16 protein-coding genes are annotated in these 14,093 nt (G+C 70.3%); 7 read left to right on the top strand and 9 right to left on the bottom strand.

The genetic code is table 11. The features are described from left to right. Nucleotides 1–43 precede the first annotated feature (43 nt). On the top strand, nt 44–748 hold the full coding sequence (locus WAT24_RS06045) for an arginyltransferase (RefSeq protein ID WP_336806934.1): 705 nt from the start codon (nt 44–46) through the stop codon (nt 746–748). 11 nt (nt 749–759) lie between these two features. On the opposite strand, the gene WAT24_RS06050 is transcribed toward WAT24_RS06045, so the two are convergent. The 3 genes from WAT24_RS06050 to purT form a co-directional block, all read right to left on the bottom strand. Next, nucleotides 760–1,407, bottom strand: a complete 648-nt coding sequence (locus WAT24_RS06050; protein ID WP_336806935.1) for a hypothetical protein — start codon at nt 1,405–1,407, stop codon at nt 760–762. Continuing rightward, nucleotides 1,404–2,933: an FMN-binding glutamate synthase family protein gene (locus WAT24_RS06055; RefSeq protein WP_336806936.1), complete on the bottom strand. Its 1,530-nt coding sequence runs from the start codon at nt 2,931–2,933 to the stop codon at nt 1,404–1,406. Before WAT24_RS06055 ends, WAT24_RS06050 begins: the two co-directional genes overlap by 4 nt. Nucleotides 2,934–3,008: 75 nt before the next feature. Continuing rightward, nucleotides 3,009–4,190 (bottom strand): formate-dependent phosphoribosylglycinamide formyltransferase, encoded by a 1,182-nt coding sequence (gene purT / locus WAT24_RS06060; RefSeq protein ID WP_336806937.1) that lies wholly within the window; start codon nt 4,188–4,190, stop codon nt 3,009–3,011. Nucleotides 4,191–4,301: 111 nt separating this feature from the next. On the opposite strand from purT, the gene WAT24_RS06065 reads away from it, so the two are divergent. The 4 genes from WAT24_RS06065 to WAT24_RS06075 all read left to right on the top strand — a co-directional run bounded on the left by WAT24_RS06065 (nt 4,302) and on the right by WAT24_RS06075 (nt 7,062). Beyond that, nucleotides 4,302–5,840 carry a transglutaminase domain-containing protein gene (locus WAT24_RS06065; RefSeq protein WP_336806938.1) on the top strand — a complete coding sequence of 513 codons (1,539 nt, stop codon included), beginning with the start codon at nt 4,302–4,304 and terminating at the stop codon, nt 5,838–5,840. 62 nt (nt 5,841–5,902) lie between these two features. Continuing rightward, entirely contained in the window at nt 5,903–6,769 is an 867-nt protein-coding gene (locus WAT24_RS06070; protein ID WP_336806939.1) for an SPFH domain-containing protein, read from the top strand. A 10-nt stretch (nt 6,770–6,779) separates the two neighbouring features. Further along, nucleotides 6,780–6,857 (top strand): hypothetical protein, encoded by a 78-nt coding sequence (locus WAT24_RS16510; protein WP_425605271.1) that lies wholly within the window; start codon nt 6,780–6,782, stop codon nt 6,855–6,857. 4 nt (nt 6,858–6,861) lie between these two features. Next, the gene (locus tag WAT24_RS06075) at nt 6,862–7,062 is read left to right on the top strand and encodes a type II toxin-antitoxin system antitoxin (protein ID WP_336806940.1); all 201 of its coding nucleotides are present in this window, start codon (nt 6,862–6,864) and stop codon (nt 7,060–7,062) included. A 121-nt stretch (nt 7,063–7,183) separates the two neighbouring features. Here WAT24_RS06075 and WAT24_RS06080 read toward each other — a convergent pair whose 3' ends face one another. Continuing rightward, entirely contained in the window at nt 7,184–7,546 is a 363-nt protein-coding gene (locus tag WAT24_RS06080) for a hypothetical protein (RefSeq protein WP_336806941.1), read from the bottom strand. A 31-nt stretch (nt 7,547–7,577) separates the two neighbouring features. After that, nucleotides 7,578–7,970: a DUF423 domain-containing protein gene (locus WAT24_RS06085; protein ID WP_336806942.1), complete on the bottom strand. Its 393-nt coding sequence runs from the start codon at nt 7,968–7,970 to the stop codon at nt 7,578–7,580. Between the two features lie 71 nt (nt 7,971–8,041). On the opposite strand from WAT24_RS06085, the gene WAT24_RS06090 reads away from it, so the two are divergent. Then, the gene (locus tag WAT24_RS06090; RefSeq protein ID WP_336806943.1) at nt 8,042–8,650 is read left to right on the top strand and encodes an SCO family protein; all 609 of its coding nucleotides are present in this window, start codon (nt 8,042–8,044) and stop codon (nt 8,648–8,650) included. Next, nucleotides 8,647–9,093: a copper chaperone PCu(A)C gene (locus tag WAT24_RS06095; RefSeq protein ID WP_336806944.1), complete on the top strand. Its 447-nt coding sequence runs from the start codon at nt 8,647–8,649 to the stop codon at nt 9,091–9,093. Before WAT24_RS06090 ends, WAT24_RS06095 begins: the two co-directional genes overlap by 4 nt. Before the next feature lie 250 nt (nt 9,094–9,343). Here the strand turns inward: WAT24_RS06095 and WAT24_RS06100 are convergent, their stop codons facing one another. The 4 genes from WAT24_RS06100 to WAT24_RS06115 all read right to left on the bottom strand — a co-directional run bounded on the left by WAT24_RS06100 (nt 9,344) and on the right by WAT24_RS06115 (nt 14,026). Then, on the bottom strand, nt 9,344–10,219 hold the full coding sequence (locus tag WAT24_RS06100) for a cytochrome c oxidase assembly protein (protein ID WP_336807232.1): 876 nt from the start codon (nt 10,217–10,219) through the stop codon (nt 9,344–9,346). Between the two features lie 105 nt (nt 10,220–10,324). Continuing rightward, entirely contained in the window at nt 10,325–12,193 is a 1,869-nt protein-coding gene (locus WAT24_RS06105) for a Gldg family protein (protein WP_336806945.1), read from the bottom strand. A 2-nt stretch (nt 12,194–12,195) separates the two neighbouring features. Further along, nucleotides 12,196–12,930 (bottom strand): ABC transporter permease subunit, encoded by a 735-nt coding sequence (locus WAT24_RS06110; protein WP_336806946.1) that lies wholly within the window; start codon nt 12,928–12,930, stop codon nt 12,196–12,198. Nucleotides 12,931–13,099: 169 nt separating this feature from the next. Continuing rightward, nucleotides 13,100–14,026: an ABC transporter ATP-binding protein gene (locus WAT24_RS06115; protein WP_336806947.1), complete on the bottom strand. Its 927-nt coding sequence runs from the start codon at nt 14,024–14,026 to the stop codon at nt 13,100–13,102. Nucleotides 14,027–14,093: the final 67 nt, after the last annotated feature.

Raw genomic sequence — 14,093 nt, forward strand, 5'->3', positions numbered from 1 at the left:
AAAATTTGCAACCCGACGCAGGGCCGGTCATAGAATCGAGCCCATGCGCTCCGAACGCGTCCGCCTGTTCCAGACCCTGCCGCATGCCTGTGGCTACTACGCCGAGCGCACGGCGCAGAACCTGGTGATCGATCCGGCCGCGCCGCGGCTGGACCAGCTCTACGGCCCCGCGCTGGAGCGCGGCTTCCGCCGTGCCGGCGGCCACCTGTACTACCCCAACTGCCCGCAATGCCGGGCCTGCACGCCCTGCCGCATCGACGTGGAGGGCTTCGTGCCGGACCGGGCTCAACGGCGGTGCCTCAAGCGCAACGCGGACATCAGCGTGGTCGAGTGCATGGCCGGCTACAACGCCGAGCGCCACGCCCTGTACGAGCGCTACCTGCGCACCCGCCACAGCGGCGGCGGCATGGACGAGGCCGATGCCAGCGACTTCCGCCGCTTCCTCACGGCGCCCTGGAGCCCGACCCTGTTCCTGGAGTTCCGCCTCGGCACACGGCTGCTGGCGGTGGCCGTGACCGACGTCTGCCTCAACGGCCTGTCGGCCGTGTACACCTTCTTCGACCCGGACGAAAGCGCGCGCAGCCTCGGCACCTACGCCATCCTGCAGCAGGTGCAGCTGGCCCGCCGCCGCGGCCTGCCGTGGCTGTACCTGGGCTTCTGGATCGACGGCCACGCGAAGATGGATTACAAGCGCCGTTTCCGCCCCCTGCAGATCCGCACCCGCGAGGGCTGGGTGCCGATGCCGTAGCCGCCGCGGACTCACTTGACCGCGCGCAGCTCCCACAGGAAGTACACCTTGCGCCCGTAGCCGGCGGTGTCCTTGCCGCGCAGCTGCCGCGAGACCGTGCGCAGCCGGCGGGCGAGCCTTTTCAGGGTGCCGGGCGGGCGGCGGTTCTCGGCCGAGCCGGCGACCGCGCTGTAGGCGTCATGGATGTGCGCCCACTCGGCACGCACCACCTCGAAGCGGCCGCTGAACCCGTACATGCGCCCCGGCGGATGCTCGCCGCAGAAGTACTCGTGGGTGCGTTCGGTGACGATGTTGACGTGGGTGGGATCGACGAACGCTTCCGGGTTCGGGTAGGCCGGCGTCAGCGCATAAAGGCGACCGTCCGGGAGCAGTACTCGCCAGATTTCCTGCATCAGGCGCACGAACGGGAACACCGTGCCGTGCCCGTCCGGCGTGGGCAGCACGCGCGGCACGTGTTCGATGAAGTCATAGGCGGACACCGACGCGAAATTCGCGTCGGGGTAGGGAATGGGCTCCACCGCCAGGTTCGCCACGTGATGCTCGAACGCCGCCCCTGGCGGCGGCGGACGCACGTCGATGCCGTGCAGTTCCCCACGCCCGTAGGGGTTGCGGGGGAACTTGCCGCAACCGAGATCCAGATGGCGGTCCGCCGCGCTCACGCCTCGCCTCCGCGCGGCCGCGCCGAACCCGGTTGCGGATAGGGAAAGAGCCTGACCAGCGGCACCGACAGGCCGTCGTCGCCCACCACCCGGCAGTGCGTGCGATCGAGCTGGCGCGGGTCCTCCACGCCGCAGCTGTGCGCGATGATGCCGACCTCGTGCATCAGGTTGCGCGCGTAGTGGTAGACCTTCTCGGCCTTGTCGGTCACCACCAGGCCACGCTGCAGCCTGGGGTTCTGCGTGGTGATGCCGGTCGGGCAGGTGTTGCGGTTGCATTGCAGCGACTGGATGCAGCCCAGCGCCAGCATGAATCCTCGCGCCGAATTGACGAAGTCGGCGCCCATCGAAAGGGCCCAGGCCACATCGTAGGCGGTGATGCACTTGCCCGAGCAGATCACCTTGATGCGCTCGCGCAGACCCTTGGCGATCAGCGTGTCGACCAGCGCCGGCAGCGCCTCGTGCAGTGGCAGGCCCATGCCTTCCATCAGCGTCTGGGGCGCCGCGCCGGTGCCGCCCTCGGAGCCGTCGACGATGATGAAGTCCGGCGCGCTCTCGATGCCGCGCCGCCATACCTCGTCGCAGAGGTCGCCGATCCAGTCCGCGTTGCCGAGCACCGCCTTGAAGCCGGTGGGCTTGCCGCCGACCTCGCGCACGTGCGCGATGGCGTCGAGCAGTTGCGGCACGTTGGCGATGTCCAGGTGGCGGTTGGGGCTCTGCGAGTCCTCGCCGACCGGAATGCCGCGGATACCGGCGATCTCGGGCGTGACCTTGGCGCCCGGCAGCAGGCCGCCCATGCCGGGCTTGGCGCCCTGTCCCAGCTTGATGCTGACCATCTTCACCTGCGCGTGCGCGCAGATCGCGCGCAGCCGGTCGTCGTCCAGCCGGCCATCGCTGGTGCGCACCCCGTACTTGGCGGTGCCGATCTCGAACACCAGGTCGCAGCCGCCTTCCAGGTGGTACGGCGCCAGTCCGCCCTCACCCGTATCGAGCCAGATCCCGGCCTTGGCCGCACCATGGGACAGCGCGCGCACCGCCGGCGCCGACAGCGCCCCGAAACTCATCGCCGAGATGTTGAAGAACGCCGTGTGGTCGTAGGGCTCGCGCGCGTACGGCCCGATCCGCACCGGCCTGGGCGGCGCGTGCTGGCCGTCCAGCGCAGGGAACGGCGCGTTGACGAAGAACGGCACGCCCTCGGCGGACAGGTCGCGGGTGCTGCCGAAGCCGACCGTGGTGTCGGCGTTCTTGGCCGCGCGGTACACCCACACGCGCTGCGCCCGGTTGAACGGCAGCTCCTCGCGGTCGCTGGCGAACAGATACTGCCGGAAGAACTCGCCCAGTCGCAGGAAGCCGTAGCGGAAGTGCCCGATGACCGGGAAGTTGCGCAGCACTGCATTGCCGGTCTGGTAGCGGTCGCCGATCCACACGGCCACCACCATCACGGCCGCCAGCACCAGCGCCAGCATGAACAGCGCCGTGAGCGTCTGGACCAGCACGATCAGCCAGTGCGAGAAGCCTTCCGATGCCATCGACCGCCCCCCGGATGTGGAGTGGCAAGCCTAGCCCAACGACGCAGCCGATGGACCCGCGACGCCTGGTAGAGGCTAGAGCTCGACCTCGAGGTGGCCGGCGGCGCGCACCGCCTTGGCACGCGCGGCCTCGACCGTGGCGTCCCGCGCCAGCGTCACCGCCATGCGCCGGCGTCCCTTCACCTCGGGCTTGCCGAAGATGCGCAGTTGCGTGTCCGGCTCGGCCAGCGCCTCGGCCACGCCGTGGTAGCGCGGCGCACGCCCTTCGCCCTCGACCAGCACCGCGCAGGAGGCGGACGGCCCGAGCTGGCGGATCGCCGGAATCGGCAGGCCCAGGATGGCGCGCGCGTGCAGCGCGAACTCGGAAAGCTCCTGCGACACCAGCGTGACCAGCCCGGTGTCGTGCGGGCGCGGGCTGACCTCGGAGAAGATCACCGCGTCGCCCTTGACGAAGAACTCCACGCCGAATACGCCCCAGCCGCCGAGCGCCGCGGTGATCGCGGCGGCCTGGCGCTGCGCCTCGGCCAGTGCCGCCTCGCCCATCGGCTGCGGCTGCCAGGATTCGCGGTAATCGCCGCGCTCCTGGCGATGGCCGATCGGCAGGCAGAAGCTGGTGCCGTCGCGGTGGCGCACGGTGAGCAAAGTGATCTCGTAGTCGAAGTCGACAAAACCCTCGACGATGACCCGCCCCTGCCCGGCGCGCCCGCCCGATTGCGCGTAGGTCCACGCCTGCGCGAGTTCGGAAGCATCGCGTACGGTGCTCTGGCCCTTGCCCGAGGAACTCATCACCGGCTTGACCACGAACGGGTAGCCGACCGCCGCGGCGGCGGCGCGGTACTCCGCCTCGGTGTCGCAGAAGCGGTAGGGCGAGGTCGGCAGGCGCAGTTCCTCGGCGGCCAGGCGGCGGATGCCCTCGCGGTCCATGGTCAGCCAGGCGGCCCGCGCGGTCGGAATCACGCGCAGGCCCTCCTGCTCCAGCTCGACCAGCGTGGGCGTGTGGATCGCCTCGATCTCCGGCACCACCAGGTCCGGCCGCTCGCGTGCGATCAGCGAGCGCAGCGCAGCGCCGTCGAGCATGTCGATCACGTGGCTGCGATGCGCCACCTGCATGGCCGGTGCGCCGGCGTAGCGGTCCACCGCGACCACCTCGACGGCGAAGCGCTGCAGCTCGATCGCCACTTCCTTGCCCAGCTCGCCGGAGCCCAGCAGCATCACGCGCAGCGCACGATCGGACAAGGGTGTGGCGAACGGCTTCATCGGTGGCGGCTCCGTGGCAAAGGGCGCATTGTAGGGCTACGCTGCGCTGCGCATTGACGCGGCCTTCGCGAACGGTTCCACTGGGCTCGTCATCCGTCCCCGAGGCTGACCATGCGCCGCGTCCTGTTGCTCCTGATGCCCCTACTGCTGCTGGGCATCGCACCTGTCGCGCACGGCACCGCTACGCCGCAGACCGATTGGATGACCGTGCTGCTCGGCGGCCGCAAGGTCGGGCACGTCGAGGTCGAGCGCCAGCACGACGGCGGTGTCGTCGTCACCACGCAGACACTCGCGCTGGACCTCAGCCGCTCGGGCAAGCCCATGCACCTGGGCACCATGAGCCGCAGCCTGGAGGGCCCCGACGGCGAGCCGCTGGGCTTCGCCGCGCGCACGCACATGTCGTCGATGGACAGCACGGTGGAAGCGCAGGTGGACGACACCGGGCGCTACCGCGTCGTCACCACCGTCGGCGGCGATAGCCGCGTCGCACTGATGGACTGGCCGGGCGATGCCCTGCTCGCCGAAGGGCAGCGCAAGGCGATCGTCGCCGCAGGCCGCCGGCCCGGCGACGTCTACCACCTGCGCGAGTTCGATCCGTCCAGCCAGCAGGTGGTCGACGTGCGCGTGGAGATCCTGGGCGACGAGACGGTCGCGCTGCCCGGCGGCGCGATGCGGCTCAGCCATCAGCGCCAGACGCTGGCGCTGGCGCACGGGCGCCAGGACCTGGACCTGTGGGTCGACGACCGGGGCATCGCGCGCAAGGGGCTGATGTACCTGCTGGGGCAGCCGCTGGAGATGCTCGCCTGCGACCGTGCCTGCGCGTTGGCGCCCAACCAGCCGGTGGACATGCTGCGTGCCGCCACGGTGGATTCGCCACGCCTGCTGCCTCCCTACCTGCGCACCGTGCCGATGCGCTACCGCGTCCACATCAGCGGCAACATCGGCCAGCCGTTCGTGACCACCGACGAGCAGCAGGTCGCCCCGCTCGGCGGCGACGACTGGATGGTCGACGTGGGGGGCGCCCATGCCGGCCGGCAGGCACCACCGCAACCGGCCGACAGCGAGCCCAACGCCTGGCTGCAATCGGACTCGCCGGCGATCCGCCGCCTGGCCGCCCAGGCGGTCGGCAATGCGCGCGACGACCTGCAGCGCATGCGGCGGCTGCGCGCGTTCGTCAGCAACTACATCACCGCGCACGGCCTGGACGTGGGCTACGCCTCCGCGCTGGAGGTGGTCCGCAGCCGCGAGGGCGACTGCACCGAGTACGCGGTGCTGCTGGCCGCGATGGCGCGCTCGCAGGGGATTCCCGCGCGGGTGGTCAGCGGCATGGTCTATGCCGACCGCTTCGCCGGCGTGATGCGCACCTTCGTCCCGCACGAGTGGGTGCAGGCCTGGGTGGACGGCCGCTGGCAGAGCTTCGACGCCGCACTGAAGCACTTCGACAGCACCCACCTGGCACTCGCCACCGGCGACGGCGATCCCTGGCACTTCGCCGCCACCATGCGGCTGTTCGGCAACCTGCACATCAGCCAGGCGATGCCCGGGCCGGACCTGGGCACGCCGGTCGGCGGCGGCGGCAACCCGGGCGGCAGCGCCGGCGGTGCCGGCGGCGGCAACGGCAGCGGCGGAGGCGCCGGCCCGGGGCACTGACGGCACTTGCATGATGATATCGATTTGATATCTACTTTCCCGCACTTCAGGGAGGTAGTGTCATGAACGAACGCAAGGCTTTCTCGCTCGCCGGCATCCCCTTCGTCGGGTTCTGCCTGCTGCTGGCCGCCGCCGGGCTCACGCTGCTGGCAAGCGCCGACGGCCCGCAACCGGCCGTGCACGTGATCCCGGGGGCGCTGGTGCTGATGCTCACCGGCTTCCTGCTCAAGGGCTTCTTCCAGGTCGCGCCGAACGAAGCGCAGGTGACGCAGCTGTTCGGCAAATACGCCGGCAGCGTGCGCGACGAGGGCCTGCGCTGGACCAACCCCTTCTACAGCAAGCGCCGGCTTTCGCTGCGCGTGCGCAACTTCGAGAGCGGCCGGCTGAAGGTCAACGACAGCGACGGCAACCCGATCGAGATCGCCGCCGTGGTGGTCTGGCAAGTGGTGGATACGGCCGAGGCCGTGTTCTGCGTGGACGACTACGAGAACTTCGTGCACATCCAGAGCGAATCGGCGCTGCGGCAGATGGCACAGAGCTATCCGTACGACGCGCACGAGGACGGCCAGCCTTCGCTGCGCAGCCACGGCGAGGTGATCAACAACCACCTGCGCGACGAGATCCAGGCGCGGCTGGAGCGTGCCGGCGTGCAGGTGATCGAGGCACGCATCAGCCATCTCGCCTACGCCCAGGAGATCGCCCAGGCCATGCTGCAGCGCCAGCAGGCGGGCGCGATCATCGCCGCGCGCACCCGCATCGTCGAAGGCGCGGTGAGCATGGTGGAAATGGCGCTGGACCAGCTCAGCCGCCGCGGCGTGGTGGAACTGGACGAGGAGCGCAAGGCCGCGATGGTGAGCAACCTGCTGGTGGTGCTGTGCGGCGAGCGCGGCACGCAGGCGGTGGTCAACACCGGCACCCTGTACGGCTGAGGAGACCACGATGCCCATCTACGCTGCCGCCTTCGTCGTGGTCCTGATCGTTGCCATCGCGGCTTCGCGGCGGCGGAGGCGCCGCTGAGTCGATGGCGGACAAGAAGGCCTATCCGCTGCGCATCAGCGCAGCCGTACTCGAAGCGATGCAACGCTGGGCCGACGACGAGCTGCGCAGCGTCAACGCCCAGATCGAGTACGTGCTGCGCGAGGCGCTGCGCAAGTCCGGACGGCTCAGGCCCGGAACGCCACGCCCCGTGGCCGACGACGAGGCGGACGACGCGCGATCGTGATGGTGCCGCCACCGCGGGGAATGGCGAGCCGGTTGGCCTGGTGTCGGCATCGATGGGGGCGGCCGCCTGGCTCGCCACGATGCGGCATATGCAGTCGTTCCCCGGCAGCCGCCCGGCGCCGTCAGCGCAGCGGTTCGGCTTTCAGTCCGGGCAGGCGGACGACCCTCGGTCCTTCGTCGCCGAGCACCACCAGCCAACGGCCTTCGAGCACCAGGCGATCGACGTCGGCCAGGCCCGAGGCGCGGTCCAGCCGTCCCAGCGGCCGGCCGTCGCGGGCGTCGTAGATGCTGATGCGGTCGTGCTGGCGGTCGGCCACCAGCAGCCAGTCCTGGCCGGCGCCGGTCCAGCGCATCCATTGCGTCGCCGGCCGCTGGGCCGTGACGGGCGCCAAGCCGATCGCCACCACCGCCAGCAACGCAGCCGCCGGCCAGATCCACCGGGCAAGCCGGCGCGAGCGAAGCGAAGGGAGCGGAGCGTGGCGCATGCATGCAGCATCGCGCCGCGCCGTGACAGCCCTATGACGCCGCCCTGCCCCGGCCGAGCGCCAGGCCGAGCACCACCCATCCGACGATGAAGGCGAGCCCGCCCAGCGGCGTGATCGCACCGCACCAGCGCGGCGCGCCCAACGCCAGCGCGTAGAGGCTACCGCTGAACAGCACGATGCCCGCGGCAAAGGCCCATTGCGCCGTGCGACGCGCGCGCGACGGTGGCGCCAGGCAGGTCGCGACCAGCGCCAGTGCATGCCAGAAGTGGTACTGCGAGGCGGTGTGCCAGAGCCCCGCGGCGGCCGGGTCCAGCACATCGCGCAGGGCGTGCGCGCCGAACGCGCCCAGCAACACGGCGCTGGCGCCGGCGGCGCCCACCAGCCAGGCGTTCGGACGGCTCGTGGCAGGGACAGGTTGTCGCACAGGCTCCTCCTCGACCGCGCCCGCCGCGCCGGGTGGCGTATGCTGGTGCGATGCATCGCGACGATTCTTGCATGAAGCCCTGGCGGCCGGCCCGCCTCGTCCTGCTGCTGGCGGCCGCCCTGCTGCTGGCGGCCTGCCATCGCGCCGACGACCTGCCCTGGCGCCTGACCAACGTGAGCGGGCACATGCCCGACCTCGCCTTCCAGCTCACCGACGACAACGGCAAGGCGGTCACCGCCGAGGACTACCGCGGCAAGGTCGTGCTGCTCTACTTCGGCTACACGCACTGTCCGGATGTCTGCCCACTCACCCTGGCGCGGCTGCACGCGGTGTTGCAGCGCGTGGGCGAGAAGGCGGACGACGCGCGCATCCTGTTCGTGAGCGTCGACCCGGCGCGTGACACGCCCGCCGTCATGCACGCCTACGTCAACGCCTTCGACAAGCGTGCCGTGGGCCTGACCGGCCCGCCGGGCGCGATCGAGGCGCTGAGCAAGCGTTACCGCTCGGCGTTCACCCGCGAGCCCGACAAGGTCGACGGCCAGTACGAGGTGAGCCACAGCTCGGCCATCTATCTGTTCGATCGCCAGGGGCACGCGCGCCTGCTCGCCACGCCTGCGGCCTCGCAGGGCGACCTCGTCCACGACCTCTACCTGCTGCTTGCCACCGGAAACCGACCATGAGCTTTCGCCCCCTGACCCTCGGCCTGCTGCTCTGCGGCCTGCTGCCCGCCGGCAGCGCGATGGCAGCCCAGGCCGACCATGTACGCGCGAGCGGCGCCTGGATCCGCGTGCTGCCCGGCAGCCTGCCGGCGGGCGGCTACGTCACGCTGCGCAACGACGGCGACCAGCCGGCCGTGCTCGATGGCGCCAGCAGCGCCGCCTACGCCAGCGTGATGCTGCACCAGAGCTCGACCGAGACCGGCATGGGCCGCATGCGCATGGTCGGGCACCTGGACATACCGCCGCACGGCCAGGTCGCGCTGGCGCCAGGTGGCTACCACCTGATGCTGATGGAGGCGTCCAAGCCGGTGCAGCCCGGAGACACCGTGCGCATCGCGCTCCATTTCGCCGACGGCAGCACGCTCGCCACCGACTTCGTCGCCAAGCCGGCCAACGCGCTCTGAGCCCCACTCGCTATGTGGGAGCGAGCTTGCTCGCGACGCCCTTGCTCTGAACGCAAGTCCGCTCGAAGCGCATCGCGGACAAGCTCGCTCCTGCAGGATCGCCGGCCGTCAACCTTGCGGCCGGAGGGCGGGGCGCTGCGTGGCGGATGTACACAGTGCCCTTGCTCTGTACGCTAGCCCGGGCCAAAGGCATCGCGAGCAAGGCCAAAGGCATCGCGAGCAAGCTCGCTGCTGCATGGCGAGTCGGTCGTCAGCCTTGCGCGCGGCGGAGGGCGGTGCCGCTGCGCGGCCGTTGCACGCGGTGTTCGCGCCGGATCCGTCCGCGCCGCGACAGCGACAGCCACTGGCGCATCGCCAGCAGCCCGCCGATCGACTCGATCATCGCCGCCGGCACCCACATGATCACGCCACCGATCAGCTGTCCGGTCAGCACGTTGAAGGTGAACGCGCGACCGCAGATCTCGAAGATCGGATAGAGGTCGGTCTTGGCGAAGGTCACGATCGCGCCCGCCAGGATCTGCGGCGTCATGGTGATCGCGGGCGAGAGCACGCGCAGCCCCGGCGTCATCCGCCCCGGCGGCCGCGGCCGGTGGTCCAGCACCAGCGCCCAGTAGATGAAGCCGCTGGCGAGCATGGTCCAGTTCATGAACCGGTAGATGCGCCAGTCCAGCATCGCCAGCGTCTGCATCGACGGGATCAGCCAGACCAGGATGAAGGCGATGAACAGGAAGGTCGCCAGCGCGGGATTGAACAGCACCGCACTCGCCGCCCGCCACGGCGCCGACCGCCGCGCCGGGCGCAACCATCGCGCCCGCCACCGCAGCGGCAGACCGGCGCGCAGCGCAGCGCCCGGATACGAGGCGACGATCAGCAGCGGCGCCAGGTGGTGCAGCAGCACCTGCTGGATGCGGTGCATGAAGAACTCGTGCTCCGCGTAGTAATCCAGGTAGGTGTGCAGCGACAGGTAGATCATCGCCATGCCCACCCAGAACGACAGGCGCCGGCCGAAGCTCATGCCCAGCGCACGCGAGCCACGCCAGTACAGCACGGCAGCCAGCAGGAAGCTCGCGAGGAACACCCACGAGAACTCCCACGGCACGATCCATTTGAGCAACAGCGCCATCAGCGGCCCGCACATCCACCAGCCTGCAAGGATAGACCTCACGCCGGGGCACCGGGGCGCTTGCGGCAGATTGCCGCCCCGGCGACCGCACGGCCGGCGACCGGGGCTTCAGAGGCGGGAGCGGCTCCGGCGCACGCGACGCCAGCCGTAGAGCAGTCCGACCAGCGTCACCAGCGCCGGCACCAGCACGATGTTGATCACCTTCAACCGCAGCCCCAATGCGTCGATTTCCGCGTTGAGCTGGTGCTGCACGTCGCGCAGTTCCTTGTTGATCGCGAGGCGGCGCTGCTGGAACTGCTCGATCTCGCTCTTCTGCTGCGCGCTGCTCGACCCCGGGCGCCCGCCCTTGCCGGGCTGGAGTTCATCCAGGCGCTGGCGGGTCTCGGCCAGCTCGCGTTCGAGTTCCTGCTTCTTCAGCAGGAACTTCTGGTCCGCCGCCGCCTGCAGCGCGCGCACACGGGTGAAGGGACGCTGCGAGGCCGAACGGCCGCGGATCGACAGCAGCGCCGACGACCCGCTGAGGTTGTCGACCAGGTTGGTGACGAAGTCGCCGTTGTTGGCGAACACCGAGAGCATGGGCTGGCCCAGGAAGCTCTGCGACTCGACCCACAGGCGGTCGCTGAGCAGATCGGTATCGGCCACCAGCACCACTTCGGCGTCGGGTTGGGAATGCGCCAGGTGCCCCGGCGTGCCGGCGCGCTGCGGGAAGGCACTGGTGAGGGTGCCGTGCAGGCGCGCGGCGATCACGTAGTGCTGGTTGTCCGGCTGGTAGCCCTGCAGCAGCGTGGTCGGATCGCTGGCGGCCTCCACCACGCGCTGGGTGGGCACCTTCTCGGCCTCGGCGCTGCTCTGCATCAGCGGCAGCAGGCGCGTGTGCGCATCGGGCGCCAGGTCGAAGCTGCCTGCGGTGGATACGTTGATGCGCTGCAGGCTGGCGGTCACCACGTCGCTGTGGTTGAGCTCCTGCGGACCCAGGCCCAGCATCGCCGGGTGGTTGAGGTTGCTGCCGGCCAGCTCGATCTGCAGCGCGCGTGAACGGTCGAGCACGACCGAGCGTGGATCGAACACCACGCCCCAGGCGGCGAACAGGCGCGGCAGGTTGGAGTTGTGGTCGTCGGTGACACCGTTGCTGTCGACGTAAGGAGTGGTGTCGAGCTCGGCGTCGGGATCGACGAACACGACCAGGTGGCCGCCGCGCAGCACGTACTGGTCGATCGCATACAGCGCCGCCTCCGGCAGCCGCTTGGGATGCACCAGCAGCAGCACCTTGATGTCGTCGCCGACGCGGGTGAGGCTGTCGGCGTCCAGGGTCTTCACTTCGAACAGCTGCTCGAGCTGCTGCATGACCGCCCAGGGCGCCTCGCCGATCGCCGGGTTGCCGGCCAGCGGCAGGGGGCTGATCAGGCCGACGTGCGGCTTGCTCGAACGGTCCAGTTCGTAGAGCAGCTTGGCGATGTCGTATTCGAGGAAGGTCTCGCGTGCGGGGTCGAAGAACGGGATCGACAGGCTGCGTTCGCCGCCCTCGCCTTCGCCCCCCGGCAACGTGGTGCCGACCAGGCCGAAGAACACCCGCTCGCCGTTGCTGCCGCCGTTGATCGGCGTGAGGCCGCCACCTTCGGCGCTGGCCTCGTCGTCCGAATACGGCACCGGATCGATCACCTGCAGGCGGATGCGTCCGCGCGAGCGGGCCACCATCTCCTGCAGCATCTCGCGTACGCGCTGCTCGTAGCTGCGCAGTTGCGGCAGGTCCCGGGTGGCATGCTCGGAGAAATACAGGGTCAGCTTCAGCGGTCGGTGCACGTCGTCGATGATCTGCTGCGTGCCGGTGGTGAGCGTGTAGAGCCGGTCCGCGGTCAGGTCGATACGCGCGGCGCGCAGCCAGCGGCTGCTGGCCAGGGTCAGGCCGACGAAGGCCAGGATCAGCGCGACCAGCGCGGCGGCCAGCAGGGTACGGCGGCTGAGGTGCGGGCGGCGCATGCTCAGCGGCTCCGTTTCAGGTCGAGCACCAGCACGCCGGCGGTGAGCCAGGCGAGGATGGTGAACAGGAAGTACAGCAGGTCGCGCACGTCGAGCACGCCGCGGGCGATCGCCTCGAAATGGCGCAGGATCGACAGGTGGGCCACGCCGTTGACCAGCTTGCGCGGCAGCGCGCCCTGAAAGAAATCCAGCACCTGCGGCTGGCCGACCAGGATCAGCAGCACGCAGACCAGCGCGGTGAGGATGAAGGCCACCACCTGGCTGCGGGTGAGCGTGGAAAGGCAGGCGCCGATCGCCAGGAAGCCGCCGGCCATCAGCCAGCTGCCGAGGTAGCCGGCGAAGATCACCCCGTTGTCGGGGTCGCCCAGGTAGTTGACCGTGATCCAGATCGGGAAGGTCAAGGCCAGCGCCAGCCCCAGGAACAGCCAGGCGGCGAGGAACTTGCCCAGCATCGCCTGCACCAGCGTCACCGGCAGCGTGAGCAGCAGCTCCAGCGTGCCGGCCTTGGCCTCCTCGGCCCACATGCGCATCGACAACGCCGGCGCCAGGATCAGGTACAGCCACGGGTGCATCACGAAGAACGGCTGCAGGTCGGCCAGCCCGCGCTCGTAGAAATCGCCCACGTAGAAGGTGAGCAGCCCGGCCAGCACCAGGAAGATCACCAGGAACACGTACGCCACCGGGGTGACGAAATAGCTGCGCAGCTCGCGGCGCATGACGGCGGCGACGGGACTCAAGAGCGGGCTTCCTGTGAGGTGCCGGGAACCGGGAATGGGGAACGGGGAGCGGGCAGGCCCGTGCCGGGAGGCCGGTGCCCTGCACCGGCGTGGCCGAGCGCGGCACGCGGGTCTGCAAGGGCTCTGCGGGGCCCCATGGTCCCCGTTGCCCGTTGCCCGTGCCCCGTCCTCACGCGCCCTCCCCCGTCGTGATCTGGCGAAAGACCTCGTCCAGCCGTCCGCGCTCGAGCTGGATCTCCGAGACCTCCAGCCCCTGCTGGCGCAGCAGGTTCTCCACCGGCTCGAGGATGCGCGCGCCCGGACGGGGGAACACGGTGATGCGCCCGTCCAGCGGGTCCACCTCGATCGCGGCCACCTGCGGCAGGCGGCCGAGCATCTCCTGCGAGATGCCGCTGCCGGGCGCGCTGAAGGAGACCGCGCCGTGGTAGCGCGAACGGGCCTCCAGCTCGGCCGGGGTGGCATCGGCCAGCAGCTTGCCCTGCGCGATGATCACCACGCGGTTGCACAGCGCATGCACCTCTTCCAGCAGGTGGGTGGAGATCAGGATGGTGCGCTCGCGTGCCATCGCGTCGATCAGCCGGCGGACGGCGTGCTTCTGGTTCGGGTCCAGGCCGTCGGTCGGTTCGTCCAGCATCAGCACCGGCGGATCGTGCAGGATCGCCTGGGCCAGGCCCACCCGCCGGCGCAGGCCCTTCGACAGCGTGTCGATGCACTGCTCGAGCACGTCCTCCAGCTGCAGCCGCGCGACCACCTCGTCGAAGCGGCGCCTGCCCACGTCCGCGGGCAGCGCACGCACCCGCGCGATGAAGACGAGGAACTCGCGCACGGTCATCTCGCCGTAGCTCGGGGCGCCCTCCGGCAGGTAGCCCAGCGCGCGCTTGGCCTTCAACGGCTCGCGCTGCACGTCGTGGCCGCAGACCCGCGCCGTGCCGGAGGTCGGCGCCAGGAAGCCGGCGATCATGCGCATCGCGGTGGACTTGCCGGCGCCGTTGGGGCCGAGCAGCCCCAGCACCTGGCCCGGCTCGGCACGGATCGACAGCGCGTCGACCGCGATCAGGCGGCCATAGCAGCGGGTGAGTCGGTCGGCTTCGATCATGCGGCGGCAATCGGCTCCGGGGGATGGCCCGTCACTCTAGCGCACCCTCGGCGGCAAATTATCGCCC

Source organism: Fulvimonas yonginensis (genome assembly GCF_037137055.1).
Classification (GTDB): domain Bacteria; phylum Pseudomonadota; class Gammaproteobacteria; order Xanthomonadales; family Rhodanobacteraceae; genus Frateuria_A; species Frateuria_A yonginensis.

Coding starts and splice junctions, on each gene's coding strand:
- WAT24_RS06045 (WP_336806934.1), top strand. CDS start 44: ATGCGCTCCGAACGCGTCCGCCTGTTCCAGACCCTGCCGCATGCCTGT.
- WAT24_RS06055 (WP_336806936.1), bottom strand. CDS start 2,933: ATGGCATCGGAAGGCTTCTCGCACTGGCTGATCGTGCTGGTCCAGACG.
- purT (WP_336806937.1), bottom strand. CDS start 4,190: ATGAAGCCGTTCGCCACACCCTTGTCCGATCGTGCGCTGCGCGTGATG.
- WAT24_RS06065 (WP_336806938.1), top strand. CDS start 4,302: ATGCGCCGCGTCCTGTTGCTCCTGATGCCCCTACTGCTGCTGGGCATC.
- WAT24_RS06070 (WP_336806939.1), top strand. CDS start 5,903: ATGAACGAACGCAAGGCTTTCTCGCTCGCCGGCATCCCCTTCGTCGGG.
- WAT24_RS16510 (WP_425605271.1), top strand. CDS start 6,780: ATGCCCATCTACGCTGCCGCCTTCGTCGTGGTCCTGATCGTTGCCATC.
- WAT24_RS06075 (WP_336806940.1), top strand. CDS start 6,862: ATGGCGGACAAGAAGGCCTATCCGCTGCGCATCAGCGCAGCCGTACTC.
- WAT24_RS06080 (WP_336806941.1), bottom strand. CDS start 7,546: ATGCGCCACGCTCCGCTCCCTTCGCTTCGCTCGCGCCGGCTTGCCCGG.
- WAT24_RS06090 (WP_336806943.1), top strand. CDS start 8,042: ATGAAGCCCTGGCGGCCGGCCCGCCTCGTCCTGCTGCTGGCGGCCGCC.
- WAT24_RS06095 (WP_336806944.1), top strand. CDS start 8,647: ATGAGCTTTCGCCCCCTGACCCTCGGCCTGCTGCTCTGCGGCCTGCTG.
- WAT24_RS06105 (WP_336806945.1), bottom strand. CDS start 12,193: ATGCGCCGCCCGCACCTCAGCCGCCGTACCCTGCTGGCCGCCGCGCTG.
- WAT24_RS06115 (WP_336806947.1), bottom strand. CDS start 14,026: ATGATCGAAGCCGACCGACTCACCCGCTGCTATGGCCGCCTGATCGCG.